Origin of the sequence: Corynebacterium hylobatis, assembly GCF_003955685.1 — a bacterium.
GTDB lineage: Bacteria > Actinomycetota > Actinomycetes > Mycobacteriales > Mycobacteriaceae > Corynebacterium > Corynebacterium hylobatis.
The window spans coordinates 72,231-97,621 of record NZ_RXHJ01000014.1 but is presented as its reverse complement, the minus strand read 5'-3'; the positions used below and the strand labels follow the sequence as shown (position 1 = coordinate 97,621).

At 66.6% G+C, this 25,391-nt stretch carries 22 protein-coding genes and 1 riboswitch; of the genes, 13 read left to right on the top strand and 9 right to left on the bottom strand.

Annotation, left to right across the window (positions count from 1 at the left end):
• Window positions 1–56: 56 nt before the first annotated feature.
• The 7 genes from EAH68_RS10880 to EAH68_RS10850 are packed head-to-tail and all read right to left on the bottom strand — an operon-like array spanning window position 57 to window position 8,009.
• On the bottom strand, window positions 57–1,529 hold the full coding sequence (locus tag EAH68_RS10880; protein ID WP_126121358.1) for an NAD-dependent succinate-semialdehyde dehydrogenase: 1,473 nt from the start codon (window positions 1,527–1,529) through the stop codon (window positions 57–59).
• Window positions 1,530–1,536: 7 nt separating this feature from the next.
• Window positions 1,537–2,331 (bottom strand): HpcH/HpaI aldolase family protein, encoded by a 795-nt coding sequence (locus EAH68_RS10875; RefSeq protein ID WP_126121357.1) that lies wholly within the window; start codon window positions 2,329–2,331, stop codon window positions 1,537–1,539.
• A complete protein-coding gene (gene hpaH / locus EAH68_RS10870; RefSeq protein WP_126121356.1) occupies window positions 2,316–3,101 on the bottom strand; it encodes a 2-oxo-hept-4-ene-1,7-dioate hydratase in 786 nt (261 codons plus the stop codon). Before hpaH ends, EAH68_RS10875 begins: the two co-directional genes overlap by 16 nt.
• Window positions 3,102–3,139: 38 nt before the next feature.
• Window positions 3,140–4,222 (bottom strand): 3,4-dihydroxyphenylacetate 2,3-dioxygenase, encoded by a 1,083-nt coding sequence (gene hpaD, locus EAH68_RS10865; RefSeq protein ID WP_126121355.1) that lies wholly within the window; start codon window positions 4,220–4,222, stop codon window positions 3,140–3,142.
• 51 nt (window positions 4,223–4,273) lie between these two features.
• Window positions 4,274–5,806 (bottom strand): 5-carboxymethyl-2-hydroxymuconate semialdehyde dehydrogenase, encoded by a 1,533-nt coding sequence (gene hpaE / locus EAH68_RS10860; protein WP_126121354.1) that lies wholly within the window; start codon window positions 5,804–5,806, stop codon window positions 4,274–4,276.
• A 10-nt stretch (window positions 5,807–5,816) separates the two neighbouring features.
• A complete protein-coding gene (locus tag EAH68_RS10855; protein ID WP_126121353.1) occupies window positions 5,817–6,500 on the bottom strand; it encodes a GntR family transcriptional regulator in 684 nt (227 codons plus the stop codon).
• 3 nt (window positions 6,501–6,503) lie between these two features.
• Window positions 6,504–8,009 carry a fumarylacetoacetate hydrolase family protein gene (locus EAH68_RS10850; protein WP_126121352.1) on the bottom strand — a complete coding sequence of 502 codons (1,506 nt, stop codon included), beginning with the start codon at window positions 8,007–8,009 and terminating at the stop codon, window positions 6,504–6,506.
• A 142-nt stretch (window positions 8,010–8,151) separates the two neighbouring features.
• Between EAH68_RS10850 and EAH68_RS10845 the strand changes: the two genes are divergently transcribed.
• Both EAH68_RS10845 and EAH68_RS10840 read left to right on the top strand, forming a co-directional pair.
• Window positions 8,152–9,540, top strand: a complete 1,389-nt coding sequence (locus tag EAH68_RS10845; RefSeq protein ID WP_126121351.1) for an MFS transporter — start codon at window positions 8,152–8,154, stop codon at window positions 9,538–9,540.
• A 120-nt stretch (window positions 9,541–9,660) separates the two neighbouring features.
• A complete protein-coding gene (locus tag EAH68_RS10840; RefSeq protein WP_126121350.1) occupies window positions 9,661–11,553 on the top strand; it encodes an FAD-dependent monooxygenase in 1,893 nt (630 codons plus the stop codon).
• A gap of 62 nt (window positions 11,554–11,615) precedes the next feature.
• On the opposite strand, the gene EAH68_RS10835 is transcribed toward EAH68_RS10840, so the two are convergent.
• Window positions 11,616–11,930, bottom strand: coding sequence for a Rieske 2Fe-2S domain-containing protein (locus EAH68_RS10835; protein WP_126121349.1), 315 nt, complete (start codon window positions 11,928–11,930; stop codon window positions 11,616–11,618).
• A gap of 66 nt (window positions 11,931–11,996) precedes the next feature.
• Window positions 11,997–12,115: riboswitch (SAM riboswitch) on the top strand.
• 16 nt (window positions 12,116–12,131) lie between these two features.
• Here EAH68_RS10835 and EAH68_RS10830 point away from each other — a divergent pair.
• Window positions 12,132–12,482: a hypothetical protein gene (locus EAH68_RS10830; RefSeq protein ID WP_126121348.1), complete on the top strand. Its 351-nt coding sequence runs from the start codon at window positions 12,132–12,134 to the stop codon at window positions 12,480–12,482.
• A gap of 57 nt (window positions 12,483–12,539) precedes the next feature.
• Here EAH68_RS10830 and EAH68_RS10825 read toward each other — a convergent pair whose 3' ends face one another.
• Window positions 12,540–13,754: a dicarboxylate/amino acid:cation symporter gene (locus tag EAH68_RS10825; RefSeq protein WP_126121347.1), complete on the bottom strand. Its 1,215-nt coding sequence runs from the start codon at window positions 13,752–13,754 to the stop codon at window positions 12,540–12,542.
• A gap of 37 nt (window positions 13,755–13,791) precedes the next feature.
• Between EAH68_RS10825 and EAH68_RS10820 the strand changes: the two genes are divergently transcribed.
• From EAH68_RS10820 to EAH68_RS10775, 10 genes are all read left to right on the top strand, one after another.
• Window positions 13,792–14,238: an SdpI family protein gene (locus EAH68_RS10820; RefSeq protein WP_126121346.1), complete on the top strand. Its 447-nt coding sequence runs from the start codon at window positions 13,792–13,794 to the stop codon at window positions 14,236–14,238.
• A 254-nt stretch (window positions 14,239–14,492) separates the two neighbouring features.
• A complete protein-coding gene (locus EAH68_RS10815; protein WP_126121345.1) occupies window positions 14,493–16,046 on the top strand; it encodes an anthranilate synthase component 1 in 1,554 nt (517 codons plus the stop codon).
• Window positions 16,043–16,681, top strand: a complete 639-nt coding sequence (locus EAH68_RS10810; protein WP_126121344.1) for an anthranilate synthase component II — start codon at window positions 16,043–16,045, stop codon at window positions 16,679–16,681. Before EAH68_RS10815 ends, EAH68_RS10810 begins: the two co-directional genes overlap by 4 nt.
• Window positions 16,681–17,709 carry an anthranilate phosphoribosyltransferase gene (gene trpD, locus EAH68_RS10805; RefSeq protein ID WP_126121343.1) on the top strand — a complete coding sequence of 343 codons (1,029 nt, stop codon included), beginning with the start codon at window positions 16,681–16,683 and terminating at the stop codon, window positions 17,707–17,709. Before EAH68_RS10810 ends, trpD begins: the two co-directional genes overlap by 1 nt.
• The gene (trpCF, locus tag EAH68_RS10800; RefSeq protein WP_439647628.1) at window positions 17,684–19,114 is read left to right on the top strand and encodes a bifunctional indole-3-glycerol-phosphate synthase TrpC/phosphoribosylanthranilate isomerase TrpF; all 1,431 of its coding nucleotides are present in this window, start codon (window positions 17,684–17,686) and stop codon (window positions 19,112–19,114) included. Before trpD ends, trpCF begins: the two co-directional genes overlap by 26 nt.
• Before the next feature lie 11 nt (window positions 19,115–19,125).
• Window positions 19,126–20,385, top strand: coding sequence for a tryptophan synthase subunit beta (gene trpB, locus EAH68_RS10795; protein WP_126121342.1), 1,260 nt, complete (start codon window positions 19,126–19,128; stop codon window positions 20,383–20,385).
• A gap of 2 nt (window positions 20,386–20,387) precedes the next feature.
• Complete coding sequence (gene trpA, locus EAH68_RS10790; RefSeq protein ID WP_126121341.1) at window positions 20,388–21,230, top strand: tryptophan synthase subunit alpha; 843 nt, start codon at window positions 20,388–20,390, stop codon at window positions 21,228–21,230.
• 118 nt (window positions 21,231–21,348) lie between these two features.
• Window positions 21,349–22,623, top strand: coding sequence for an HNH endonuclease signature motif containing protein (locus EAH68_RS10785; protein WP_126121340.1), 1,275 nt, complete (start codon window positions 21,349–21,351; stop codon window positions 22,621–22,623).
• A gap of 98 nt (window positions 22,624–22,721) precedes the next feature.
• A complete protein-coding gene (locus EAH68_RS10780) occupies window positions 22,722–23,615 on the top strand; it encodes an ABC transporter ATP-binding protein (protein ID WP_126121339.1) in 894 nt (297 codons plus the stop codon).
• A complete protein-coding gene (locus tag EAH68_RS10775; RefSeq protein ID WP_126121338.1) occupies window positions 23,612–25,186 on the top strand; it encodes an efflux permease Rv1217c-related protein in 1,575 nt (524 codons plus the stop codon). The genes EAH68_RS10780 and EAH68_RS10775 overlap by 4 nt, the downstream gene beginning before the upstream one ends.
• Window positions 25,187–25,391: the final 205 nt, after the last annotated feature.

The window sequence follows — 25,391 nt, the reverse complement described above, 5'->3', positions numbered from 1 at the left end:
AAAATCCGGGCGCAGGCCACGCACGGCCCGCACCCGGATCCTGGAACTACCTGGGACTACTTCTTGTAGGGGTCCCGGATGCCGATGTACTGGACGGTGGTGTACTCGTCCAGGCCCTCAGCCCCACCCTCACGGCCGAGGCCGGACTGTTTGACGCCACCGAACGGTGCCGCGGCATTGGATATGACGCCGGAGTTGAAGCCCATGAGGCCGAACTCGAGGCCGTCCGACAGACGCCACATCCGGTTCGGGTCACCGCTGAAGACGTAGGAGGCCAGGCCGTACTCGGTGGAATTCGCCAGCTTGATCGCCTCCTCCTCGGTGTTAAAGGTGATCACCGGGGCGACGGGGCCGAAGATCTCCTCCTGCACCACGCGCGCATCCGCCGGCACGTCGATGAGCACGGTCGGCTCGTAGAAATACCCCGGGCCGTCGACCTTCTTCCCGCCTGCCACGGCGCGGGCACCGGAAGCCAGGGCGTCGTCGACAAGCGAGGCCACGGAATCCCGGGCCTTCTCCTCGACCAGTGGACCGACGGTGACACCCTCGTCGAGGCCGTTACCCACCGTGAGGTCCGCGATGCGCTCGGCGAACTTCGCGGCGAACTCCTCAGCGACGGACTCGTGGACGATGAAACGGTTCGCGGCGGTGCACGCCTCGCCGATGTTGCGCATCTTCGCGCCCATCGCACCTTCGACGGCCTCATCCAGATCGGCGTCGGCGAAGACCAGGAACGGGGCGTTGCCGCCGAGTTCCATGGAGGTGCGCAGCACATTGTCCGCCGCGGCCTTCATCAGGGTCTTGCCCACCGGGGTGGAACCGGTGAAGGAGACCTTGCGCAGGCGCGGGTCCGCCATGATCGGCGAGGAGATGCCGGAGGCACTGGAGGAGGACACCACGTTGAGCACACCCGCCGGCAGACCGGCATCGAGCATGGTCTGCGCGAAGTACTGGGAGGTCAGCGGGGTGAGCTTCGCCGGCTTGAGCACCATGGTGCAGCCCGCGGCAACCGCCGGGGCGATCTTGCGGGTGGCCATGGCCAGCGGGAAGTTCCACGGGGTGATCAGCAGGCAGGGCCCGACGGGTTTGCGCACGGTGATCATCCGCAGGTTGCCCTCCGGGGTGGGGGCGTAGCGGCCGTAGTCGCGCACGGCCTCCTCGGAGAACCAGCGCAGGTACTCCGCGCCGTAGGTGACCTCGCCGCGGGCCTCGGCGATGGGCTTGCCCATCTCCAGGGTCATCAGCGTGGCGAATTCCTCGGCGCGTTCGTGAACCAGGTCAAAGGCACGGCGCAGGATGTCGGAGCGCTCGCGTGCCGACGTCCGCGCCCACTCATCCTGGACCGCACACGCGGCGTCGAGTGCGGCCATCGCGTCGTCGGAGGTGGCCGAGGCCAGGGTGGCGATGGTCTCCCCGGTGGCGGGGTTCTCGACGGTGAAGGTCTCTCCTGCGCCGGCGTCGCGCCAGCTGTCACCGATCAGCAGACCGGTGGGCACCTTGGCGAGCAGTTCCTCAATATTGACGGTCATCTTGGGGTCACCCCTTCGTGTTGTAGGCGCCGAACTTCTCGGCGAGTGCGGCGGTGGAGGCGGCCAGCAGCTGGACATCCGCGCCGACGGCGACGAAGTCCGCGCCGGCGTCGATGTACTGCTGGGCCTGTTCGTTGTTGAAGGCGTTGACTCCGACCGGTTTGCCGGCCGCGTTCGCCGCCCTGATGGTGTTGAGGACGTGGGCGACCACATCCTCGTGGTTCTGCTGGCCGAGCAGGCCCATGGAGGCGGCCAGGTCGGAGGGGCCGATGAAGACAGCGTCGACACCCTCGACCGCGAGGATGGCCTCGGCGTTCTCCGCGGACTCCGCCGACTCGACCTGGACGGTGAGGCTGACGTGATCGGAACCGTTCTGCAGGTAACCCTCGACGCGGTTCCAGCGGGCGGAACGGGCCAGGGCGCTGCCGACACCGCGCACACCGCGCGGCGGGTAGTGCATGGCGGCGGCGGCCTTCTCCGCGTCGGCGACGGTGTGGACCATCGGGACCATGATGTTCTGCGCACCCAGGTCCAGGAACTGCTTGATCAGTGCGGTGTCGTTGACCGGCACACGCACGACCGGCACCGCCGGGTAGGCGTTCATGGCACGCAGGATGTCCAGGGTGGACTCCAGGCCGATGGGGGAGTGCTCACCGTCGACCAGCACCCAGTCGCAGCCGGAGGAGGCGACGATCTCGGCGGCGGTGGCCGAACCCGAGCACACCCACAGACCCACCTGGGTGGCCTGGCGCTCAAGGATCAGCTTGTGGAAGGTCTGGGGAAGTTCTAGACGAATCGGCATGTGATGGCTCCGAGATCTCCGTAGTCAGCGTGGACAGTGTCGCCGGGGTAGACCCACATCGGTTTGGTGAAGGATCCTGCGAGGATGATGTCGCCGGCCGAGAGGTGGTCGTCGTGGGCGTGCAGCTTATTGGCCAACCATGCCACACCCATCGCCGGGTGGTTGAGGACTGCCGCGGCGACGCCGGTGTCCTCGATGGTCTCGTTGCGGTAGAGCAGCGCGGAGATCCAGCGCAGGTCGACTGCGTCCGGGGCGACGGGGTTGCCGCCGTAGACCATCGCGCCCATCGCGGCGTTGTCGCTGATGGTGTCGACGATGGTGCGGCCTTTCATCTCGATGCGGGAGTCGAGGATCTCCAGCGCCGGGACGACATACTCAGTGGCGCGCAGGACATCGAAGATCGTGACGTTGGGGCCCTTGAGCTCATCCTTGAGCACGAAGGCCAGCTCCACCTCGATGCGCACGCTGGAGAAGCGGTCATGTTCGATGACGGAACCGTTCTCGAAGATCATGTCCTCGAAGATCGCACCGTAATCAGGCTCCGTGATGCCGGTCGCCTCCTGCATGACCTTGGAGGTCAGGCCGATCTTGCGTCCGACGAGCCGGCGGCCGGCGGCCACGCCCCGTCGCATCCACTCATTCTGGACCGCGTAGGAATCCTCCACGGTCATCTCCGGGTAACGCTGCGTGAGCAGCGGGATCATCGTCCGCGTCCGGTCCGCTTCCGCGAGCTCGTCGGCGATGGCGGTGATCTGCGCCTTATCCAACATGTTCCGCTTCTCCTTGGGTTAGGTGTGTCAGGTTCTGACTAGAGCGAGTGGCCGAGCTTGTACTCGCCCTGCTTCCACTCCGGCATGGATTCCTCGCCCTCTTCTGCACGGGTGTAGGAGAAGCCGTCGGCGCCGATGGTCTCCTCCAGCTCGGAGGCGTCGGTGCGCTCGACCAGCGGGACCAGGTTGCCGTCGAGGTCCAGGACGCGGGAGCCGTCGCGGTACCAGGACGGGACGACCGGGGTGCCCCACCAGTCGCGGCGCTGGTTGTCGTGGACGTCCCAGCTGACGACCGGGTTGTCCGGATCGCCGGTGTAGTAGTCCTGGGTGTAGATCTCGACGCGGTGGCCGTCCGGGTCGCGCAGGTAGAGGTAGTAGGCGTTGGAGACGCCGTGGCGGCCCGGACCACGCTCGATGCGGTCGGATTCGCGCAGGGCACCCAGCTTGTCGCAGATGGCGATGATGTTGTGCTTCTCGTGGGTGGCGAAGGCGATGTGGTGCATGCGCGGGCCGTCGCCGCCGGTCATGGCGGTGTCGTGGACGGTCGGCTTGCGGCGCATCCAGGCTGCGTAGACGGTGCCCTCGGAGTCGCGGATGTCCTCGGTGGTGCGGAAACCCAGGTCAGTCATGTACCCGACTGCGGTGGGCACGTCCGGGGTGATCTGGTTGAAGTGGTCGAGGCGGACCAGGGCGCCCGGGATGTGGATGTCGTAGGCCCAGGCCAGACGCTCGACGTGCTCGACCTCGTGGAAGAACTCGTAGGGGAAGCCCAGCGGATCCTGGACGCGGACGGAGTCGCCGATGCCGTCGACGTAGCCGTCCCTGTTGCGGCGGACCTCACAGCCGCGGGCCCGGTAGAACTCCTCGGCGCGGTCGAGGTCCTCCGGGGAGCGGACGCGGAAGCTGAAGGCGGCGACTGCGGCCTCGGGGCCCTTGGTCAGCACCAGGTTGTGGTGGATGAACTCCTCGAAGGTGCGCAGGTAGATGCGGTCCTCGGTCTCCTTGGTGACGACGAGGCCCAGGGTGTCGACGTAGAACTTGCGGGAGGCCGCGAGGTCGGTGACGACGATCTCCATGTAGGCGCAGCGCAGGATGTCGGGGGCGGTGATGTTCTCGGACATGGTGGGGTTCCTTTCGGGGTGTGGGGTGGTGCTTCTCGACGCCGCGGGGGCTTAGCCGTCGATGAGCTCGGCGTCCTCGGCCTTGCCGAAGACCGGGTTGTGGACTTCGCCGAGGTTGATGTGGACGGCCTGCTGGTCGGTGTAGAAGTCGATGGAGCGGTAGCCGCCCTCGTGGCCCAGACCCGAGGCCTTGACGCCACCGAAGGGGGTGCGCAGGTCACGGACGTTGTTGGAGTTCAGCCAGACCATGCCGGCCTCGACGTTCTGCGCGAAGTTGTGGGCGCGCTTGAGGTCGGAGGTCCAGATGTAGGCGGCCAGGCCGTAGCGGGTGTTGTTGGCCAGCTCGAGTGCCTCCTCCTCGGTGTCGAAGGGGGTGATGGCGACGACGGGGCCGAAGATCTCCTCCTGGAAGATGCGGGCGGAGGGGTCGACGTCGACGAAGACGGTGGGCTGGACGAAGTTGCCGTCGGGGAAGCCCTCCGGGCGCTCGCCGCCGGCGACGAGGCGGCCCTCGGACTTGCCGATCTCGATGTAGGAGACGACCTTGTCGTAGTGCTCCGGGTGGACCAGGGCGCCGACCTCGGTGGCCGGGTCGGACGGCAGACCGACCTTGACGCGCTTGGCCTGGGCTGCGTAGCGCTCGACGAACTCGTCGTAGACGCTGCGCTGGACCAGGATGCGGGCGCCGGCGGTGCAGCGCTCACCGTTGAGGGAGAAGACACCGAAGACGGTGGCGTTGATGGCGGCCTCCAGGTCGGCGTCCTCGAAGACGACCGCCGGGGACTTGCCGCCGAGTTCCATGGACAGGCCCTTGAGGTACGGGGCGGCGTTGCCGAAGATGATCTGTCCGGTGCGGGACTCACCGGTGAAGGAGATCAGCGGCACGTCCGGGTGCTTGACCAGCGGGTCGCCGGCGTAGCCCTCCTCGCCGAAGCCGTTGACGAGGTTGAACACACCCTTGGGCAGGCCTGCCTCCTCGAAGATGCCGGCCCACAGCTGTGCGGACAGCGGAGTGAACTCGGCCGGCTTGAGGACGACGCTGTTGCCGGTGGCGATCGCCGGGGCGAGCTTCCAGGACTCGAGCATGAACGGGGTGTTCCACGGGGTGATCAGGCCGGCGACGCCGATCGGCTTGCGGTTGACGTAGTTGACCTGACGGCCGGGCACCTTGTAGGTGTCGTCGATCTGGGCGACGATGAGGTCCGCGAAGAAGCGGAAGTTCTCGGCGGCACGGCGTGCCTGTCCCTTGGCCTGGGTGATCGGCAGGCCGGAGTCGAAGGACTCCCAGGCGGCGAGGGTGTCCTCCCGGGACTCGACGATGTCGGCGATCTTGTGCAGGACACGGGAGCGCTCGCGGGGGAGCATGTGGCGCCACGGGCCGTTGTCGAAGGCCTCCTTGGCGGCGGCGACGGCGGCGTCGATGTCGGCGGGCTTGCCGGAGGCGGCCCTGATGTAGTTCTCGTTGGTGACCGGGTCCAGGACATCGAACTCATCGCCGTCGATGGAGTCGACGAACTCGCCGTTGATGTAGTGGCGGATCTTCTCGGGCAGGTCGTTGGGCTTGGCGGCGTCGTTGTTCACCATGGGGTGGCTCCTAATCGTGTGCGGTGGAAGGGGAGTCGGTGGATTCGATGATGTTGCGGTAGGTGGTGCTGGTGGCCAGGCGGTGGTCCCGGGCCTTCTGTTCCACGTAGGTGGGGTCCGCCCCGGCCTCGATGAGTCCGACCAGCTGGAAGTGCTCGGCGACCGAGGACCGGGCCCGCTGGGGGATGAACCTGAAGGTGGAGTCCCGGAAGTAGTCCAGGCGGTCCCATTCCTCGTAGAGCAGCTCCAGCAGACGTTTGTTCGGGCACGCCCCGAACAGGGTCCGGTGGAATTTGCGGTTGAGTTCGGTGAAGGCCTGCGGATCGAAATCCTGGAGGGTGGCCTCCATCTTCTCGTTGAGCTCCCGGGCCTTGGCCAGCTGCCCCGGCCCGAGGTGGGGGATGGACAGCGCGGTGGCGCGGCCCTCGAGGAGGGCGACGGTCTCCATCGTCTCGAAGTAGGCGTCCTGGTTGAGGGTGGAGACCCGCGCCCCGACGTTGCGCTCGTAGGTGACCAGGCCCTCGGCCTCAAGCTGCCGGATGGCCTCGCGGACGGGTACCGGACTGACCTCCAGTTCGGCCGCGATGCTGCTGAGGACCAGCCGGTGGCCGGGCTCGTACTCGCGGCTGCGGATCCGGTCCCGCAGCCAGACGTAGGCGTATTCGGCCTTGTTCAACCGGTCAGGCTCCGTCATGGCTCAACTCCCTCCCCCGCCCGGTGTGGGGAACTCGACCGGGTTCGCGGCGAGGTAGGCCTGGTAGGCCTCCTTGTTGGCGCCGGTCGGCGGGAACAGGCCATCAAGGGGACCACCCTCGGCGACGCGCTCGGCGACCCAGGCATCCTCGTGCTCCTTGACCAGGGCCGCGTCGGCGACCTCCTCGGCCAGGTTGCGCGGGATGACGATGACACCGTCATCGTCGCCGACGATGATGTCACCCGGTACCACGGTGGCGTTGCCGCAGGCGATCGCCAGGTCGTGGTCCCACGGCACGTGACGACGCCCGAGGACCGCCGGGTGTGCGCCCTGGGTGAAGACCGGGAGGCCGATCTCCTTGACCTCCTCGTAGTCCCGGACGCCGCCGTCAGTGACCACGCCGGCGGCGCCGCGGAACCTGGCGCGCAGCGCCAGGATGTCGCCCATGGTGCCGGACTCGGACTGGCGCCGGGCCTCGATGACGAGGACCTCACCCGGCTTCACAGCGTCGAAGGTCCGCTTCTGGGCGTTGAAGCCGCCGCCGTGAGTCTTGAACAGGTCCTCGCGTTCCGGCAGGAAGCGCAGGGTGCGGGCGACGCCGACCATCTTGGTGCCGCGGGTCTGCGGGTAGACCCCCTCGATGACGACCTGGTTCAGTCCGCGGTTGCGCAGCTGGGCCGACAGGCCGGCGGTGGGTGCGGCCTCCAGCTTGGCGCGCAGCTCAGCGCTGATGGCGTTGGGGTCCGCCGGCAGGCCGGCGGCCGCGCGGTCGCCCCAGGCTTCCTCGCTCTGCTTGTCGTCGATGTTCGGCAGCATGCCGACGGAGCCGTCGAAATCGCCGGGGCCGGAGACCACGGGGGTGCGCAGCTTCCCGGAGGTGGGGACGCCCGGCGCGGTGGGGGCGTCCACCTCGACCTCGATGACGTCGCCCGGCTGCACGACGGTTGAACCGGCCGGGGTGCCGGTGAGGATGATGTCCCCGGTCTCCAGGGTCATGTGCTGGGACAGGTCGGCGACGAACTGGGCGAGCGGGAAGATCATCTGCTCGTCACTGGTGCCGTCCTCCTGGACGAGCTCGCCATTGACCCAGGTGCGCAGGCGCAGGGCCTTCGGGTCGATGGCGCGGGCGTCGATGAGTTCGGGGCCGATCGGGGTGTAGCCGTCCCGGCTCTTGGAGCGGGTGTTGGAGCCCTTGTCCTGGGCGCGGTAGTCGTAGATGCCCAGATCGTTGGAGGCGGTGACGTGGGAGACGTGCTCCCACGCCCGCTCGAGCGGGACGTTACGGGCGGGCTCCCCGATGATGAGCGCAATCTCACCCTCGAAGGCCAGCAGTTCGGTCCCCTCAGGGCGCACAACCTCGGCCCCGGAGGGGGACAGGGAACTGGTGGCCTTGATGAAGTAGGACGGCTGCTTCGGACGACGCCCGCGCTGGGCGGCGCGCGATTCGAAAGCCAGGTGGACGGCGATGACCTTGCCTGGCTGCACTGGCAACGCGGAGATAGGTGCCACGGGACCCCCTTTTTATCGGATTGATCAGGAACGCTCTTGCAATTCTGACTAGATCGTATATCATTTGCTCCAAGCCTGCAAGTGCTTCGGCTCACATAACGAAGTCGCCTATGGCAACCCACACAATCAACCGGGAGTCACCTTGCCCAGCACAACCGCACCCCAGAAGACCGCCGCAGCACGGCGGGAACAACGTCGGGTCGTCGCCGCGACCACCATCGGCACCGCCATCGAGTGGTACGACTACTTCCTCTACGCCGCTGCCGCAGGGCTGGTCTTCAACCAGCTCATGTTCAGCCCGCTCGGCACCGGCGGCGCGACGATCGTGGCCTTCCTCACCGTGGGCCTGTCCTTCCTCTTCCGCCCCTTCGGCGCGTTCCTCGCCGGTCATTTCGGTGACCGCTACGGCCGCCGCGTGGTGCTCATGGTGACCCTGTTCGCCATGGGTGGCGCGACCGCCCTCATCGGCCTCCTACCGACCTATGAGACGGTCGGCATCCTCGCCCCCATCCTGCTGATTCTGCTGCGCATCATCCAGGGCATCTCCGCTGGTGGCGAGTGGGGCGGTGCGGTCCTCCTCGCCGTCGAGCATGCACCGGACAACAAGCGCGGACTCTTCGGCTCCGGCCCCCAGGTCGGCGTCCCCGCCGGCCTGCTGCTCTCCTCCGGCATCCTCGCCCTCATGAACGTCATCGCCCCGGGTGACGCCTTCCTCGAATGGGGCTGGCGCGTGCCGTTCCTGCTGTCGATCGTGCTGGTCTTCATCGGCTATTTCATCCGCATGGGTGTGGACGAGTCCCCGGTGTTTGCGCAGATCGCACAGCGCAAGGGTACGACGGCCAACCCCGTCAAGACGCTGTTCGGCAAGTACACCCCGCTGGTCATCACCGCCGCCCTGCTCTTCGCGGGCCAGAACACCGTGGGCTACATGACCACCGGCGGCTACATCCAGAACTACGCCACCAACCCGGAGGGCCTGGCCATGGAGCGCGGCCCGGTGCTGCTGGCCGTCACCTTCTCCGCGGCCACCTGGATGTTCTTCACTCTGCTCGCGGGCTGGGTCTCCGACCACATCGGCCGCCGCAACACCTACCTGATCGGTTACATCGCGCTGGGCATCGGTGCGGCAGCCCTGTTCCCGCTGGTCAACACGGGTAGTCTCGCGATCCTGTACGTCGCCCTCATCCTGCTGACCGTCGGCCTCGGACTCACCTACGGCCAGCAGGCCGCCACCTACGCGGAGCTCTTCCCGGCCTCGATCCGATTCTCAGGTGTGTCCATCACCTACGCAATCGGTTCCATCGTCGGCGGTGCCTTCGCCCCCTCCATCGCGGCCGCCCTCGTGGAGGCCACCGGCACCACCACCTCCGTCACCATCTACCTGCTGACCATGGTCACCGTCGGACTCATCGCCGCGGTGCTGCTGCGGGACCGCACCGGAATCCCGCTGGGACCGGACCATGAGGAGATCCAGTCGAAGGGGCATTTCACCTTCGGTCAGAACCGGACTGAGAAGATCTCCGCCAAATAGAAGGATTTCATATATGATCCACTTCAACAGATGATCTGGATCATATTTCATCTACACCCCGCTCCCCATCACATAAACAGCCGGGACAGTGTCCCTTCGTCCCAACCCCAGGAGGTCACCATGCAGTTCCACCACTACGGATACGTCTCCGAAAACCCCCGCTGCCTCAACGCCGCCGGTATCGGTCTCAACCGCCCCGAGGAGCTGCCTGACGAGATGGACGTGCTCATCGTCGGCTCCGGCCCGGCCGGCATGATCGCCGCCGCCCAGCTATCCATGTTCCCCGACGTCCACACCCGCATCATCGAACGTCGCCCCCGTCGCCTCGAACTGGGCCAGGCGGACGGCATCCAGGCCCGTTCCGTGGAGACCTTCCAGGCCTTCGGCTTCGCCAACGAGATCACCGATGAGGCCTACCGCATCACCGAGATGTCCTTCTGGAACCAGGACCCGGACAAGCCCGAGAACATCATCCGCACCGACCGTCCCCTCGACGATGAGTTCGGGATCTCCGAGTTCCCCCACCTGATCGTCAACCAGGCCCGTGTGCTGGACTACTTCGCCGAATTCGCCCAGCGTTCCCCGTCCCGCCTGGTGCCGGACTACGGCTGGGAGTTCATTGACCTGCAGGTCACCGACGAGGGGGAGTACCCCGTCGCCGTGCAGCTGAAGCGCGTCATGCCCGGCCAGCCGGAGGAGATCCGCACCGTCCGCGCCAAATATGTCGTCGGCAGCGACGGCGGCCGCTCCCGCGTCCGCGACTCCATCGGCCGCCACCTCGAGGGTGACCAGCAGAACCAGGCCTGGGGCGTCATGGACGTGCTGGCCGACAGCGACTTCCCGGACATCCGCACCAAGTGCGCCATCCACTCCAAGGCCGGCTCCATCCTCCACATCCCGCGTGAGGGCGGCTACCTCTTCCGCATGTACGTCGACCTCGGGATGGTCCCGGAGGGCGACCACGGCACTGTCCGCAAGACCCCGCTGGAGACGGTGATCAAGAAGGCGAACGACATCCTCCACCCGTACTACGTGGACGTCAAGGATGTCGCCTGGCACTCCATCTACGAGGTCGGCCACCGCCTCGTCGACGCCTTCGACGATATCGACGGCGACGAGGGCCACCCGCGCGTCTTCCTCACCGGCGACGCCTGCCACACCCACTCCGCCAAGGCCGGCCAGGGCATGAACGTCTCCATGCAGGACGGCTTCAACATCGGCTGGAAGCTCGGCCACGTCGTCGACGGCCGTGCCCCCGTCGACCTGCTGAACACCTACCACGGTGAGCGTCAGCCGGCCGCTCAGAACCTGATCAACTTCGACAAGGAGTGGTCCACCCTCATGGCCACCCCGCTCGACCAGCTGGAGAACCCGGACGACATCGCCAGGTTCTATGTCGAGGCCGAGGAGTTCGCCGCCGGCTTCCTCACGGAGTACGCGGATAACCTCATCACCGGTACCACTGAACACCAGGATCTCGCCACCGGTTTCCCCGTCGGCCGCCGTTTCAAGTCCTACCGGGCGATGCGCCGCTGCGACGCCCACGATCTGCACATCGGCCACGAGCACCGTGCCGACGGCCGCTGGCGCATCTACGCCTTCGCCGATGCCCCGGCCGCAGGTCAGCCCTCGAAGCTGACCGACTGGGCCGAGTGGCTCAACTCCCCGGAGTCCCCGGTCCGCGCCTACACCCCGGCCGACGGCGACGAGAACGCCTGGTTCGACGTCAAGGTCATCTACCAGCAGCACCACCATGACTTCGAGGTCACCGACGCCCCCGAGGCCTTCCTGCCGAAGGTCGGACCGCACAAGCTGAAGGACCTCGAGAACGTCTGGTCCGCGCTCCCGGAGGAGAACATCTTCGAGGCACGCGGCATCAGCCGCGACGGCGCGGTGGTCGTGGTCCGCCCCGACCAGTACGTGGCCACGGTCCTGCCGCTGACCGACACCCAGGGCCTGGCCGACTTCTTCGCCCCGATCTTCGCCGGTGAGAAGGTGGAGACGAAGAACTGACCCGCCCCGTCACACGGCACCCCGCTGAACCACACCCGGTTCAGCGGGGTGCCGCTGTTTTCTCAGACAGACAACCAGACGCCCCCGTCGCGCACCTCCACGCGGTGGACGGTGGCCGGGACCCGCGCCGGATACTTCCTCGGCTCACCCGTCCGCAGGCACCACAGGCCGTGGTGGAGGGGGCACTCGATGACAGCGTCCTCGTGGATGACACCCCGCACGAGGGAGGCACCGACGTGGGGGCAGGCATCATCGAGGGCGTGAAAGTCACCACCGAGATCACGGACGAGGGTGACGGGCGGATCGAAATCCACCAGCCGCAGGGTGGAGCCGGGGGAGAGGTCCTCCACGGCTGCGACGCGCACGAAATTCTCCATACCGGTCAGGGTAGCGCCCTCCCCCTTCAGACAGCTTGGTCTAGATCTGTGCTATCGTGTCCCCAGGATCCAGAAGCTCAGCGACAAGCCCCCCGACACGCTGACTGGCAACCGTGGAATCGCCCACCGGTGCCCTCGAGGGAAGATCCGCCCCACCGGAGGAACCGGTGCGGGAAACATGCGATCACGGGGAGAACTCCCATGCACCACCGATGCACCAACTACCGTCCCGGCCATGCCGTCCACTGGATCCAGGCCGGGCTGTCCTGGAAAAAGCCCGGCGAGATCAAACAGATCACCGTCCTCGGACAGGACGGGCACTGGCTCATCTTCGAGATGGACGAGCAGATCCACCGGGTGTGGAACCACGATCCCGAGCAGCTGCGGGAGTTCCACGACGCCGCCGTGAAACTGCAGGCCATCGAGAACACCGCCGACGTACCCGCGCTCTACACCTCGGTCAACCTGCTCCGGGTGCCGGGCCCCGGTGATGTCCAGCCCATCTACCCGAGCTGGGACGGCCCGAGCGGGTGCACGATCCGCGGGGAATAGGGCGAACAAAGAAAAGGACCGCGAGAAACTCGCGGTCCTGGAGGAGTATGGGGAGAGCTACTGTACGGGCTCAGGCTCGACGGTCTCGACCTCACGGACCTTGTTGATCTTCCCCTTGGCGAAGCGGTTGATGATCAGCGCGATCGCGCCGTCACCGGTGACGTTGGCGGCGGTGCCGAAGGAGTCGATGGCGATGTAGGCGGCGATCATCAGCGCCACCTGGGCGTCGGTGAAGCCCAGCATGGAGGAGAGCAGACCGACGGCGGCCATGATGGCCCCACCCGGCACACCGGGGGCCGCGATCATGGTCACGCCGAGCATGAGCAGGAAGCCGATGGCCATGCCCGGGGAGACCTCGATGCCGGCCATCTGGACGATGGCGAAGGCGAAGAGGACGATCTTCATCATCGAGCCGCCGAGGTGGATGGTCGCGCACAGCGGGATGACGAAACCGGCGACGTTGGGGTCGACCCGGTTGCGCAGGGTGGACTTGTAGCTGACCGGGATCGTCGCGGCGGAGGAGGAGGTGCCCAGCGCGGTGGCGTAGGCGGGCAGCATGTTCTTGAAGGCCACGAAGGGGTTCACCTTCGCGACGGCACCCGCAACCCCGAAGAGCACGGCAAGGAAGATGAAGGTCATGACCACGGCGACCACGATCACCTTGCCGAAGGCCACCATCGTCGCGCCGAGGTTGCCGTCCATGCCCAGGGAGAGGAACATGCCGAAGATGAACACCGGCAGCAGCGGTATGACGAAGGCGGAGATCACCTTCATGACCACCCGCTCCAGATCCCGGCTGAGCGCGTACATGGTGTCGGACTTGACCACCGTCATGGCCACACCCAGGCAGAAGGCCAGCAGCAGGGCGGTCATGATCTCGAAGGGTGGCGGCATCTCGATGGAGAAGTAGCTGGTGAGGGCCGACTCCGACTCCTCGACGGTGTTCACTGTCTGCCCCGCCAGCAGGCTGGGGAAGAGACCGACCGCGACCGCGTAGCCGAGCAGACCCGACAGGATCGTCGAGGCGTAGGCGATGGCGGTGGTGATGGCCAACCACTTCCCGGCCCCCCGGCCCAGGCCCCCGATCGCGGGAGTGATCAGGGCGAAGATGAGTACAGGGACGAAGAATCCGAGGAAACCGCCGAAGAGGCTGTTGAAGGTGATGAAAACCCGGGCCAACCATTCCGGGAAGAAGAGGCTGCAGATGATGCCCAGGATGATCGCGACGACCACCCAGAACAGCAGCGATGAGGTGAGGCGCTTGAGGTCCATACCAGAAAATCTACTGCACCGGATAGACTGACCCGTTATGACGGTCATCGCTTTGGTTCTGATCATCCTCGCCCTGTGCCTGCTGTTGTTCGGAGTGGTCTCCTGGACGAAGAAGCTGCCGGGCAACTCGATCATCGGTATGCGGATCCCCGAGGTCCGCAAATCGGAGGAGACGTGGCGGGCCGCGCACTCCGCCGCCGGCCCGGTCTGGACCTTCGGTGGCGTGGCCCTCCTCTTCGGTGGCCTCATCGGCCTGGTCTCGGGGGGTTGGATGTGGCTCTTCACGCTCTTCACCATCCTCGTCGCCCTGGTGGCCATGAGCCTGGGTGCCCACGTCGGTGCGCAGAAGGCCTCGCTTCTCGACGCCGAGGCGGAGGACTCCCACGGCTGTGGTGAAAACTGCAACTGCGGTGCCCCCGCCGAAACCCCCGAAGTGGACATCGACGCGCTGCGTCGTGCCGCCAGCCAGGCAGACCAGCAGTAGGCCCTCACCCCCGGTGGAGTTGCGCCCTGCCCGACAGCGCATTAACGTCTGTGACGTGAACAACTCGACTTCTCTCCGAAGCACCCAGTGGTGGTGGCGCGCTTAACCGGCGAGCCACACGTGTTGCACTCCATCCCAGGCCCGCCGTCTTCCCAGGAAGCGCTGCGGGCCCTGTATTTTTCTCGGGTACACCACCTGGCCGGCAGCGGGAAGCACGAATGACCCACCCGCCCCCAGGAAAGTAGAATACCCAGATGACCAGCAGTTCCCCACCAGTGGTGCTAACCCGTCAGGTGCGCTACCACGCCGACGCCTCCGGCCTGTTCGCCCACCTCGGCGGCACCACCGCGGAGGATTCCATTCTCCTGGAATCCGCCGACATCACCACGAAGTCCGGGATCTCCTCCGTTGCGGTGCTCACGTCCTCTGTGCGGCTGACCTGCCATGGCCAGTCGGTGACGGCGACGCCGCTGACGGCCTCGGGTGAGGTGATCGTCGATAAGCTCAACGGACAGCTGGCCGACTACGGCCACGACACCTTCACCTTCCCGCGCACTGACGCCGTCAACGAACGCGAGCGACTCACCGCCGTCAGCCCCGTGGAACCCCTGCGCGCCCTGACCCGCGACGCCGGTTATGAGGACCCCACCCACACCCTGCCCATGCTGACCGGGGGCATCGCCTTCGACTTCCTGGAGACATTCGAGGAACTTCCCGCGGTAGGGGAGAGCACCAACACCTACCCGGACTACCAGTTCGTGCTCGCCGAGATCGTGCTCACCATCAACCACGGCGACCAGACCGCGCACCTGACCGGTGTCTCCCTCGCCGAGGACGATCTCGCGGACCGCCTCGACGAACTCGCCGCGCTCATCGACGCCGCCGAGCACACCTACCAGCCCACCGTCCATCACTCGGACGTCCTCCGGGTCACCACCGACATCCCCGACGCGGAATTCCGTGGCCAGGTGGAGGGACTCAAACAGAACATCCACAACGGTGACATCTACCAGGTCGTGCCCGCCCGGACCTTCACCGCGCCCTGCCCCGACGCCTTCGCCGCCTACCGGCAGCTGCGGGAGACCAATCCCAGCCCGTACATGTTCTACCAGCGCGGCACCGGCACCAACGGTCGGCCCTTCGAACTGTTCGGAGCCTCCCCGGAATCAAACCTCAAATTCGACTCCGCCACCCGCGAGGTCCAGCTCTATCCCATCGCCGGCACCCGCCCCCGCGGCCTGAACCCGGACGGCTCCATCAACGACGAACTCGACATCCGCATGGAACTCGAGCTGCGTACCGACGCCAAGGAGATCGCCGAGCACACCATGCTCGTTGACCTCGCCCGCAACGACCTCGCCCGCGTCGCCGTCCCGGCCACACGCCGGGTCGCCGACCTGCTGCAGGTCGACCGCTACTCCCGCGTCATGCACCTGGTCTCCCGGGTGACCGCGACACTGGACCCGGAGCTCGACGCGCTCGACGCCTACCGCGCCTGCATGAACATGGGCACCCTGTCAGGCGCCCCGAAGATCCGCGCGATGGAACTGCTGCGGGGCGTGGAGAAACGCCGCCGCGGTTCCTACGGCGGGGCCATCGGCTACATCCGGGGCAACGGCGACATGGACAACTGCATCGTCATCCGCTCCGCCTTCGTCCAGGACGGCACCGCCTCCGTCCAGGCCGGCGCAGGTGTGGTCCGTGACTCCAACCCCCAGTCCGAGGCCGACGAGACCCTGCAGAAGGCCTATGCCGTGCTCAACGCCATCGCGCTCGCCGCGGATTCCACCCTGGAGGTCATCCGATGACGCACATCGTCCTCATCGACAACCACGACAGCTTCGTCTACAACCTCGTCGACGCCTTCGCCGAGGCCGGCTACCGCTGCACCGTCTTCCGCAACACCGTCACGGTGGCGGAGGTCCTCGCGGCGGAGCCCGACCTGATCTGCCTCTCACCCGGCCCGGGTTACCCGGCCACCGCCGGCAACCTGCCGGCGATCGTCGAACGGGTGATCGGTAAGATTCCGGTGCTCGGCATCTGCCTGGGTTTCCAGGCCCTGCTCGAACACCACGGCGGAAAGGTCGAACCCTGTGGTCCCGTCCACGGTGTCTCCGTGCCGATGACGCTCACCGACGCCGGCGTGGAACACCCCGTCTTCGCCGGACTGGCCATCGACGCTGACCTCCCAGGCAAGGTCGGCCGCCTCGTGCCGGTCGCCCGCTACCACTCCCTCGGCTGCCGCGAGGCGGCGGGCATGCACCCGCTGGCCACCACGGAGACGGAGATCGGTGACGTCGTCATGGCCGCCGAGACCCCGGACGGCATGGCCATCGGCCTGCAGTTCCACCCCGAGAGTGTGCTCAGCCCCTCCGGCCCGATCATCCTGACACGTTGCGTCAGCCAGTTGCTCAGTATTTCCCAGAAGGAAGGTTCCCGCTGATGACCCATCCCGACAACCTGCAGGTGCTGATCAGGTACCTGGACAACCCGGCCCCCACCGTCGAGGACGCCGTCGAGGTCTTCACCCCCATGACCATCGGTGAATACGACGACGTCCACATCGCGGCGCTGCTGGCGACCATCCGCACCCGCGGCGAGACCTTCGCCGACATCGCCGGCGCCGCCAAGGCCTTCCTCAACGCCGGCCGCCCCTTCCCGGTCATCGGCGAAGGCGTGCTCGACACCGCCGGCACGGGCGGCGACGGCGCCAACACCATCAACATCACCACCGGCGCCTCCCTCGTCGCGGCCGCCGGGGGACTGAAGGTGATCAAGCACGGCAACCGCTCCGTCTCCTCCAAGTCGGGGTCCGCGGACGTGCTCGAGGCACTCAACATCCCGCTCGATCTGGACCCGGAACGTGCACTGCGCCAGTTCGAGGCCTCCAACTTCACCTTCCTCTTCGCCCCGGCCTACAATCCGGCCATCGCGCATGCCCAGCCGGTGCGCAAGGCGCTGAAGGTGCCCACCCTCTTCAACGTCCTCGGCCCGCTGCTCTCCCCGGTGCGCCCCGAATTCCAGATCATGGGCGTGGCCAACCCCGCCCACGGCCAGATGCTCGCGGAGGTCTTCCGGGAGCTCGGCCGTTCCCGCGCCCTGGTCGTCCACGGGGCCGGCACCGATGAGATCGCCGTCCACGGCACCACCACCGTGTGGGAGCTGCAGGCGGACGGGGAGATCATCACCTACGAGGTGACGCCGGAGGAACTGGGCGTCGAGAAGTGTTCGCTCGAGGGTCTCGTCGGCGGTGAGGGCGAGGAGAACGCCCGTCACATGCGCGCGATCTTCGACGGCACGGGCCCGACCGCGCACCGCGACGCCGTGGCCGTCAACGCCGGTGCAATGTTCTACCTCAACTCCCGCGTCGACTCCCTGCGCGAGGGCACCGAACTGGCGCTCAGGCTCATCGCGGACGGGACAGTGGGGGAGTGGCTCAACAAGCATGAAGGGACCGATTATGGCGCATAAACTTCCGACCGTTCTGGAGGGCATCGTCGAGGGCCGCCGCGGCCATCTCGGGGAGATCCGGGCGCGCATCGCCCACGTGGACCTGTCCACCCTGACGAAGTCCACCCGCTCCCTCTACGACAACTTGCGTGCCGACGGCCGCGGGGGCAACCGCTTCATCATGGAGTGCAAGTCCTCCTCACCCTCCCTCGGCATGATCCGCGAGCACTATGAGCCGGGCGCCATCGCGCGCGTCTACTCGCGCTATGCCTCGGGAATCTCCGTGCTCTGTGAGCCCGACCGCTTCGGCGGCGACTACGACCACCTGGCCACCGTCGCCTCCTCCTCGCACCTGCCGGTGCTGTGCAAGGACTTCATCATCGACGAGGTCCAGATCCACGCCGCCCGCTATTTCGGTGCCGACGCCATCCTGCTCATGCTCTCCGTGCTCTCCGACGAGGAGTACACCGCGCTTGCCGACGTCGCCGCCCGCTACGACCTCGACATCCTCACCGAGGTCATCGACGAGGAGGAGACCGAGCGTGCCGTCCGTCTCGGTGCGAAGATCTTCGGCATCAACCACCGCAACCTCCACGACCTGTCCATCGACCTGGACCGCTCCGCCCGACTGGCGGCGCTGCTCCCGGCGGACGCCGTCGTTGTCTCCGAGTCCGGAATCCGCGACAGCGAGACCGTCCGCCGGCTCGGCGGCCACTCCAACGGTTTCCTCGTGGGCTCGCAGTTGACCTCCCAGCCGGACATCGACCTGGCCGCCCGCGAACTCGTCTACGGACCGAACAAGGTCTGCGGACTCACTTCACCGACCGCCGCCCAGGCCGCCGCCGCAGCCGGCGCCGTCTACGGCGGGCTCATCTTCGATGAGACCTCGAAGCGCAATGTTTCACGTGAAACTGCGGAGCAGATCATCAGCTCGGAGGGCAGCCTGAAGTACGTCGTCGTCTCGCGCCGCACCTCCGGTCTTGCGGAACTCTGCCTCGACGGTGTCGCGGCCGTCCAGCTCCACGCCCCGTACCAGGGCTCCGTGGCAGCCGAGCGCGCCCTCATCGCCACCGCCCGTGCCGAGGTGCCCGAGGGCACAGAGGTCTGGCGGGCCGTCTCCATGACCACAGCGACCGGGGGAGAGGTGGCCGCGGCGATTGCGGGGGACGTCGATAAGCTCGTCCTCGACTCCGGCGACGGCGGCACCGGCACCACCTTCGACTGGTCGACCATCCCCGCCGAGGTGAAGCAGCACAGCCTGCTCGCCGGTGGCCTGAACCCCGCCAACCTCACTGCCGCACTCGCCGTCGGCTGCCTCGGCCTCGACCTCAACTCCGGCGTGGAGTACCCCGGCCAGCCCGGCCGCAAGGACGCCGGTGCCCTCCGCCTGGCCTTCGCCACCATCCGCAGCTTCAGCTACCAATAGGATCAACACTCATGACCACCACCACAGATCGCGAGGGCGGCGCCACCGTACTGCCGGCCTACTTCGGTGAATTCGGCGGACAGTTCGTCCCCGAATCCCTCATCCCGGCCCTCGACCAGCTCGAGCAGGCCTTCGTCGACGCGCAGAACGACCCCTCCTTCCGGGAGGAGCTCGCCACCTACCTGCGCGACTACCTCGGCCGCCCCACTCCCCTGACCGAATGCTCCAACCTGCCCCTGCCGGGGGAGGGGAGGGGCCACGCCCGGATCTTCCTCAAGCGCGAGGACCTCGTCCACGGCGGCGCCCACAAGACCAACCAGGTCATCGGCCAGGCGCTGCTGGCCAAGCGCATGGGCAAGACCCGCATCATCGCGGAGACCGGCGCCGGCCAGCACGGTACCGCCACCGCCCTGGCCTGCTCCCTGCTCGGCCTCGAGTGCGTCGTCTACATGGGCGCCAAGGACGTCGAACGTCAGCAGCCCAACGTCTTCCGCATGAAGCTCATGGGCGCCACGGTCATCCCCGTCGACACCGGCTCGGGCACCCTCAAGGACGCCGTCAACGAGGCCCTGCGCGACTGGACCGCCACCTTCCACGAATCCCACTACCTGCTGGGCACCGCCGCCGGCCCCCACCCCTTCCCGACGATCGTCCGGGAATTCCACCGCGTCATCTCCCAGGAGGCCAAGGCGCAGATGATCGAGCGCACCGGTGGCCTGCCGGACCTCGTCGTCGCCTGCGTCGGCGGCGGCTCCAACGCCATCGGTATGTTCGCCGACTTCATCGACGAGGAGGGCGTCGAGCTCGTCGGCGCTGAGCCCGGCGGCCTGGGACTGGATTCCGGCAAACACGGCGCGACCATCAACAACGGCCAGATCGGCATCCTCCACGGCGCACGCAGCTACCTCATGCGCAACTCCGACGGCCAGGTGGAGGAGTCATACTCCATCTCCGCCGGCCTCGACTACCCGGGTGTGGGCCCGCAGCACGCCCACCTCCACGCCTCCGGCCGCGCCACCTACGTCGGCATCACCGACGCGGAGGCCCTGGAGGCCTTCCAGCTGCTCTCCCTCCACGAGGGCATCATCCCCGCCCTCGAGTCCTCCCACGCCATGGCCTACGCCCTCAAGCGCGCGAAGCTGGCCGAGGAGAACGGCGAGAACATCACCATCCTGGTGTCCCTGTCGGGCCGCGGAGACAAGGACGTCGACCACGTCCGCCGCACCCTCGAGGAGAACCCCGAGCTCGTCCTGTCCAAGGAGGCGCAGTAGTCATGACCCGTTACGAGAAGCTTTTCGACGCCCTCGACAAGCGCAACGAAGGCGCCTTCGTCCCCTTCCTCATGCTCGGTGATCCCACCGCGGAGGACGCCCTGGAGATCGTCCGCGCGGTCGTCGAGGCGGGTGCCGACGCCCTCGAGCTCGGCGTCCCCTTCTCCGATCCGGTGGCCGACGGCCCCACCATCCAGAAGTCACACATCCGCGCCCTCGACGGGGGAGCGACCGTGGACGGTGCCCTGGAGCAGATCCGCACCATCCGCGCGGAGTTCCCGGACCTGCCCATCGGCATGCTCATCTACGGCAACGTCCCCTTCACCCGTGGACTGGAGACCTTCTACCGCGAGTTCGCGGAGGCCGGTGCCGACTCCGTCCTGCTTCCCGACGTCCCCGTCCGCGAGGGACAGCCCTTCGCCACCGCCGCCGCGGCCGTCGGCATCGACCCCATCTTCATCGCCCCGGCCCAGGCCGCCGAGAAGACCCTCGCCGGTGTCGCCGCCCAGTCGAAGGGCTACATCTACGCCGTCTCCCGCCACGGTGTCACCGGCACCGAACGCGAATCGGAGATCACCGGCCTCGCCGAGGTCGTGGCCAACGTGAAACGTTTCGGTGGTCCCCCGATCCTCCTCGGTTTCGGCATCTCCACCCCGGAGCATGTTGCCGATGCCATCGCCGCGGGGGCCGCGGGAGCCATCTCCGGCTCCGCGATCACCAAGATCATCGACAACTACGTCGTGGGGGACCACCCCGAGCCGGGCCAGATCACCGATCTGGCCGCACTCAAGGCTGAACTCGCTGAGTTCGTCTCCGCCATGAAGGCAGCGACGAAGCGCGCGTAGCTCGTCCATCCTGACACCCGCCCACCCACCAGTGGGCGGGTTTTTTCTTTTCCAGCCCTTGCGGATATCGGACAGCTGTTCTAACGTGGAGTTCGAACATACAACCGGGGGGAATGTGATGGACATACTGGAGTCGGTCGTCGACCGGACGCTGCGGGACCTGCTGTACCCGAGGAACTACTACTCGGCGTGCTCGCCCCATGATCCCGCCGCCATCCGCGCGACGCGGATCCGGCGGGAGGACCACGAGCTGTGGCAGTCCTATGTGCCCGACGACATCGAGGACATCGAGCAGGTGCTGGCGGCGCTGCGGCGCTCCACCGGCTACGGCGAACCACACATCGAGAAGGCGTTGTTCGCCCACCACCGACTGCGTGAACTGCCCCGGCTCAAGCAGCTCCAGGAGCGTCTCTTCCACCTGGACCTCAGCCGTCTGAAGGCCATCGACACCGTGCTGTGCAAAATTGACGCGGACATCACTGAGCACATGCGCATCGTCGATGGGGAACTCACCACCTACCTAACGCCCACCCGACCCAACCAGAACCTGCCCTCCGCCGGCGCGATCCGGCGGAAGCTGAATGCCATCATCCTCACGCTCGACACCTCGATCTCCGTCGACGATTCACCCGCCGGGGGAGTGGGGGAGGCGTTCTCCGTCGGCATCGACGGGGCGCAGGGTTTCATCGATGTGGTCACCGATGCGGTGACGGCCCACGAGATCGATGAGCGGGTGCGGCAGCATGCCGCCACCCGGGAGATCAGTCTCGCCCAGGCCCTCGCGGAACTCGTCCGCGGGGAGGGCACCACCAACATCGTCCTCAATATCTACCGGGCACATGATGTCAAGGACGCTCCCGGCTGGATCTCCGGGATCGGCTGGCTCAGCGTCCGGGAGGCCGACCGGCTCGCAACCCAGGCAGCCACCATCCGGGACATGGACCAGCTCTATGACAAGGTCTCCGGCTCCTACGCCACGCCTGCAGATATCCGCGCGGTGGTGATCGGCTGGGACGGTGGCTGCAGTTTCCCCGGCTGCCTCTGCCACGGAATCCGGGCCCAGATGGACCACCGGATCGACTTCGAGGACGGCGGTCCCACCACTGCAGCGAACCTGGCTGCCATCTGCCAGCACCACCACAACATCAAGACGGACGGCCGGGTCCGCTACATCATCGACCCCGCCACCCGGGAGAAATTCTGGCTCTTCGAGGACGGGCGCTGGGTCTCCGCCGAACCCACCGGCCCCCTGGCACCGAAGGAACGTCATTGGCTCCAGACAGTGACCCAGAGAATCCATAAGCGGCGGGAACGGATCCGGACGGAATCCCAGGAGAGGAAGAGACGGGAGAGCGCCCGGCTGGCGGATGGTAACGACCCACCACCGGAGTGATCCGAACAGGCATGCTGGGGGCATGAGAAACAGACCCATAGCTCCACGCGACCGTCGACGAGCCATGTTTCACGTGAAACTCCGGGGAGGGGACCGGCATGCCTTCCGCCATTGAAGTGCGCAACCTGGTCAAGAAGTTCGGCACGTTCCGCGCTCTGGATGGACTCAATCTGAGTGTCCGGCCAGGCACCATTCATGGATTCCTCGGCCCCAACGGATCCGGCAAATCCACCACCATCCGAACCCTCCTGGGGGTCCTCCACGCCAGCTCCGGGACCGCCGAGGTCCTGGGGGAGGACCCGCGCCGCACTCCCTCCGTACTGAAACGCATTGGCTACATCCCGGGCGACGTCGCCCTCTGGCCGGGCCTGACGGGACGCGAGGTATTCCGCACCCTCGAATCACTCCGGGGTCGCCCCGTCGACAAAGACAGGGAGGAGGAACTCATCGACCTCTTCCAACTCGACCCGAACAAGAAGTGCCGCGACTACTCGACCGGCAACCGACGTAAAGTCAGCCTTGTTGCCGCGTTGTCCGCCGCTGCCGAAGTTCTCATCCTCGATGAGCCCACCGCGGGACTCGACCCTCTGATGGAGCAGGTCTTCGTGGAGGAACTGCGTCGCGAGCGAGAGCGGGGGGCCACCATCCTGCTCTCCAGCCACATCATGAGTGAAGTTGAGAAGCTCTGCGACGACGTGACCATCATCCGGGACGGCCGCACAGTCGAGACGGGCAGCATGGCCGAATTGAAGCACCTTTCCACCCATGAGATCACCGCCAGGGTTTCACGTGAAACACCTGCCCTCCTCTCACTCACCGATGCCACCTTGGACGGTCATCTCATCCAGGTCACCGCTGCCCGCGAACAGGTCTCCGAGATCCTGCGGATCATTCTCGACGCCGGGGGCGAGGACATTGTTTCGCGACCCGCGAGCATCGAGGAGATGTTCCTCTCGCACTACGGGGACGTGGAGAAGCGAGGGCAGGAATGATCCGGCTTAATTTCCGCCTGCGGAGAAACTTCCTCATCATCTGGTCGGTGTGTCTGTGGGCATTCCTGGCGATCTTCCCTCCCGCCTACGAGAACTACTATCCGACCCCGGCGGACCGGACAGCCTTCCTCACCGGCATCCAGCAGAATGCCGGCATGACGGCCATATGGGGGCCGCTGGAGACACCGGCCTCATTGGGGCAGATTGTCATGTGGGAGGCGGGATCACTGTTGAGCATCCTTGCCTCGGTCATGTCCGTGCTCATGATGGTCGGACTGCACCGCAAGGAGGAGCACCAGGGGCAGATGGAGCTGCGACTGTCCACCGGCATCAACCGGATGGCGCCGGCAGCCGCGGCGCTGCTGACCACCGCTGTCACCTCCCTCATCGTGGGGGCCGGCAGCGGGGTGGCCCTCGCTGTCTCGGGTCTGTATGTGGATGAGATGCCGCTTCAGGGGGCGGTGGTGGCCGGGGCAACCTTTGCCCTGGTCATGTTCGGGTCCGCGCTTCTGGCCCAGCTGGTGCTACTGTTCGTCGATAACCCCGCGGCTCTGACCAGGGTAGGACTGATGACCATCGCCGCCTCCGTCATCGTGCGGGCCACGGCGGATTCGCAACGGATCGAATGGCTCAACTGGTTGTCCCCACTGGGTTGGAAAACGCTGGTCCGTCCCTTCGTCCATGATGACTGGGCAGCGCTCGCCGCCATAGCGGCCATGTGTCTCCTCGGTTCCGCGGCGGCGCTGTTCGCCGAACGTCACCGTGAATACGGTCAGGCTCTCTTCCGGCTGCCGGTGCTGCCACAGAGACGGGTCCGCCGCGTCCGGGGGCCGGCGCATCTGTCGATGGTGCTCAACCGCGGAACGATCGTGGCCTGGACCCTGGTGGTCGCGGCCCTCGCAGCCTTCTTCATCGCGATCACCGGTTCGCTGAGCGAGTGGATGGAAGCGGAGGAGAACATCGGTCAGATCTTCAAGGACATCTTCGACACCGGTGACATGAAGACGGAGTTCATCACCTACGTGGCGAAGCTCTGCGGGATCCTGGTGGCGACGATGGGAATCCAGGCGATCGTCACGTACCGCTCCGGGGAGATCGACAGGACGGTGGATCTCCAGCGTTCCACCGGCATCCGGCGGTGGGTGCCACTCGGATCTGCCGCACTCATCGGATGGATTGCCGTCCTGTCCGGAACCACGGCCACCATGGCGGGTGGGGTGTACGGCCTCTGGTCCCAGGAATCGACGACGGCGGGGGACTATGACAACCTTCTCCTGGCAGCCTGGTCCCAACTGGGCCCGGCGCTTCTGCTCACTGCGGTGGCCGTAGCACTCGTGGGACTTCTCCCACGGTTAGCCCACTTCGCGTGGGCACCCGTGATCACGGCGGCGGTGCTCACGTTGTTCGGGCCGATCCTCAATGCACCCCAGTGGCTCATCGATCTTTCCCCCTTCGAGTACGGCGTCACAGTGGAGAGCGGTTCCTGGGCGGTTCATCTGGGCATGGGGGTGGTGGCAGTGGTGCTCACCGGCCTGGGGCTCCTCGGGGCCCGGCAGAGGGAGATCTACTGACCCAACTCAGGGCCGGAAGCATAAAGTCACAGTGACTTAATTCCCGGCCCCGGGAACTTGCCCATCAACCAAAGATAGGGAAGTCCTGTCATTGTCCAAGCAGACAGCCGGTGTACCCCACATTGGAACCGTCTGACCATTTGCCCCGTCCGGAACTTTCTGTCGGGGCATAATGTAAATCATGACTGAGTCCCGCTCCACCTGC

Bases quoted from the DNA above. Each gene is read 5' to 3' on its own strand.
- EAH68_RS10880 (WP_126121358.1), bottom strand. From the start codon at position 1,529: ATGACCGTCAATATTGAGGAACTGCTCGCCAAGGTGCCCACCGGTCTG.
- EAH68_RS10875 (WP_126121357.1), bottom strand. From the start codon at position 2,331: ATGCCGATTCGTCTAGAACTTCCCCAGACCTTCCACAAGCTGATCCTT.
- hpaH (WP_126121356.1), bottom strand. From the start codon at position 3,101: ATGTTGGATAAGGCGCAGATCACCGCCATCGCCGACGAGCTCGCGGAA.
- hpaD (WP_126121355.1), bottom strand. From the start codon at position 4,222: ATGTCCGAGAACATCACCGCCCCCGACATCCTGCGCTGCGCCTACATG.
- hpaE (WP_126121354.1), bottom strand. From the start codon at position 5,806: ATGGTGAACAACGACGCCGCCAAGCCCAACGACCTGCCCGAGAAGATC.
- EAH68_RS10855 (WP_126121353.1), bottom strand. From the start codon at position 6,500: ATGACGGAGCCTGACCGGTTGAACAAGGCCGAATACGCCTACGTCTGG.
- EAH68_RS10840 (WP_126121350.1), top strand. From the start codon at position 9,661: ATGCAGTTCCACCACTACGGATACGTCTCCGAAAACCCCCGCTGCCTC.
- EAH68_RS10835 (WP_126121349.1), bottom strand. From the start codon at position 11,930: ATGGAGAATTTCGTGCGCGTCGCAGCCGTGGAGGACCTCTCCCCCGGC.
- EAH68_RS10830 (WP_126121348.1), top strand. From the start codon at position 12,132: ATGCACCACCGATGCACCAACTACCGTCCCGGCCATGCCGTCCACTGG.
- EAH68_RS10825 (WP_126121347.1), bottom strand. From the start codon at position 13,754: ATGGACCTCAAGCGCCTCACCTCATCGCTGCTGTTCTGGGTGGTCGTC.
- EAH68_RS10820 (WP_126121346.1), top strand. From the start codon at position 13,792: ATGACGGTCATCGCTTTGGTTCTGATCATCCTCGCCCTGTGCCTGCTG.
- EAH68_RS10815 (WP_126121345.1), top strand. From the start codon at position 14,493: ATGACCAGCAGTTCCCCACCAGTGGTGCTAACCCGTCAGGTGCGCTAC.
- EAH68_RS10810 (WP_126121344.1), top strand. From the start codon at position 16,043: ATGACGCACATCGTCCTCATCGACAACCACGACAGCTTCGTCTACAAC.
- trpD (WP_126121343.1), top strand. From the start codon at position 16,681: ATGACCCATCCCGACAACCTGCAGGTGCTGATCAGGTACCTGGACAAC.
- trpCF (WP_439647628.1), top strand. From the start codon at position 17,684: ATGAAGGGACCGATTATGGCGCATAAACTTCCGACCGTTCTGGAGGGC.
- trpB (WP_126121342.1), top strand. From the start codon at position 19,126: ATGACCACCACCACAGATCGCGAGGGCGGCGCCACCGTACTGCCGGCC.
- trpA (WP_126121341.1), top strand. From the start codon at position 20,388: ATGACCCGTTACGAGAAGCTTTTCGACGCCCTCGACAAGCGCAACGAA.
- EAH68_RS10785 (WP_126121340.1), top strand. From the start codon at position 21,349: ATGGACATACTGGAGTCGGTCGTCGACCGGACGCTGCGGGACCTGCTG.
- EAH68_RS10780 (WP_126121339.1), top strand. From the start codon at position 22,722: ATGCCTTCCGCCATTGAAGTGCGCAACCTGGTCAAGAAGTTCGGCACG.
- EAH68_RS10775 (WP_126121338.1), top strand. From the start codon at position 23,612: ATGATCCGGCTTAATTTCCGCCTGCGGAGAAACTTCCTCATCATCTGG.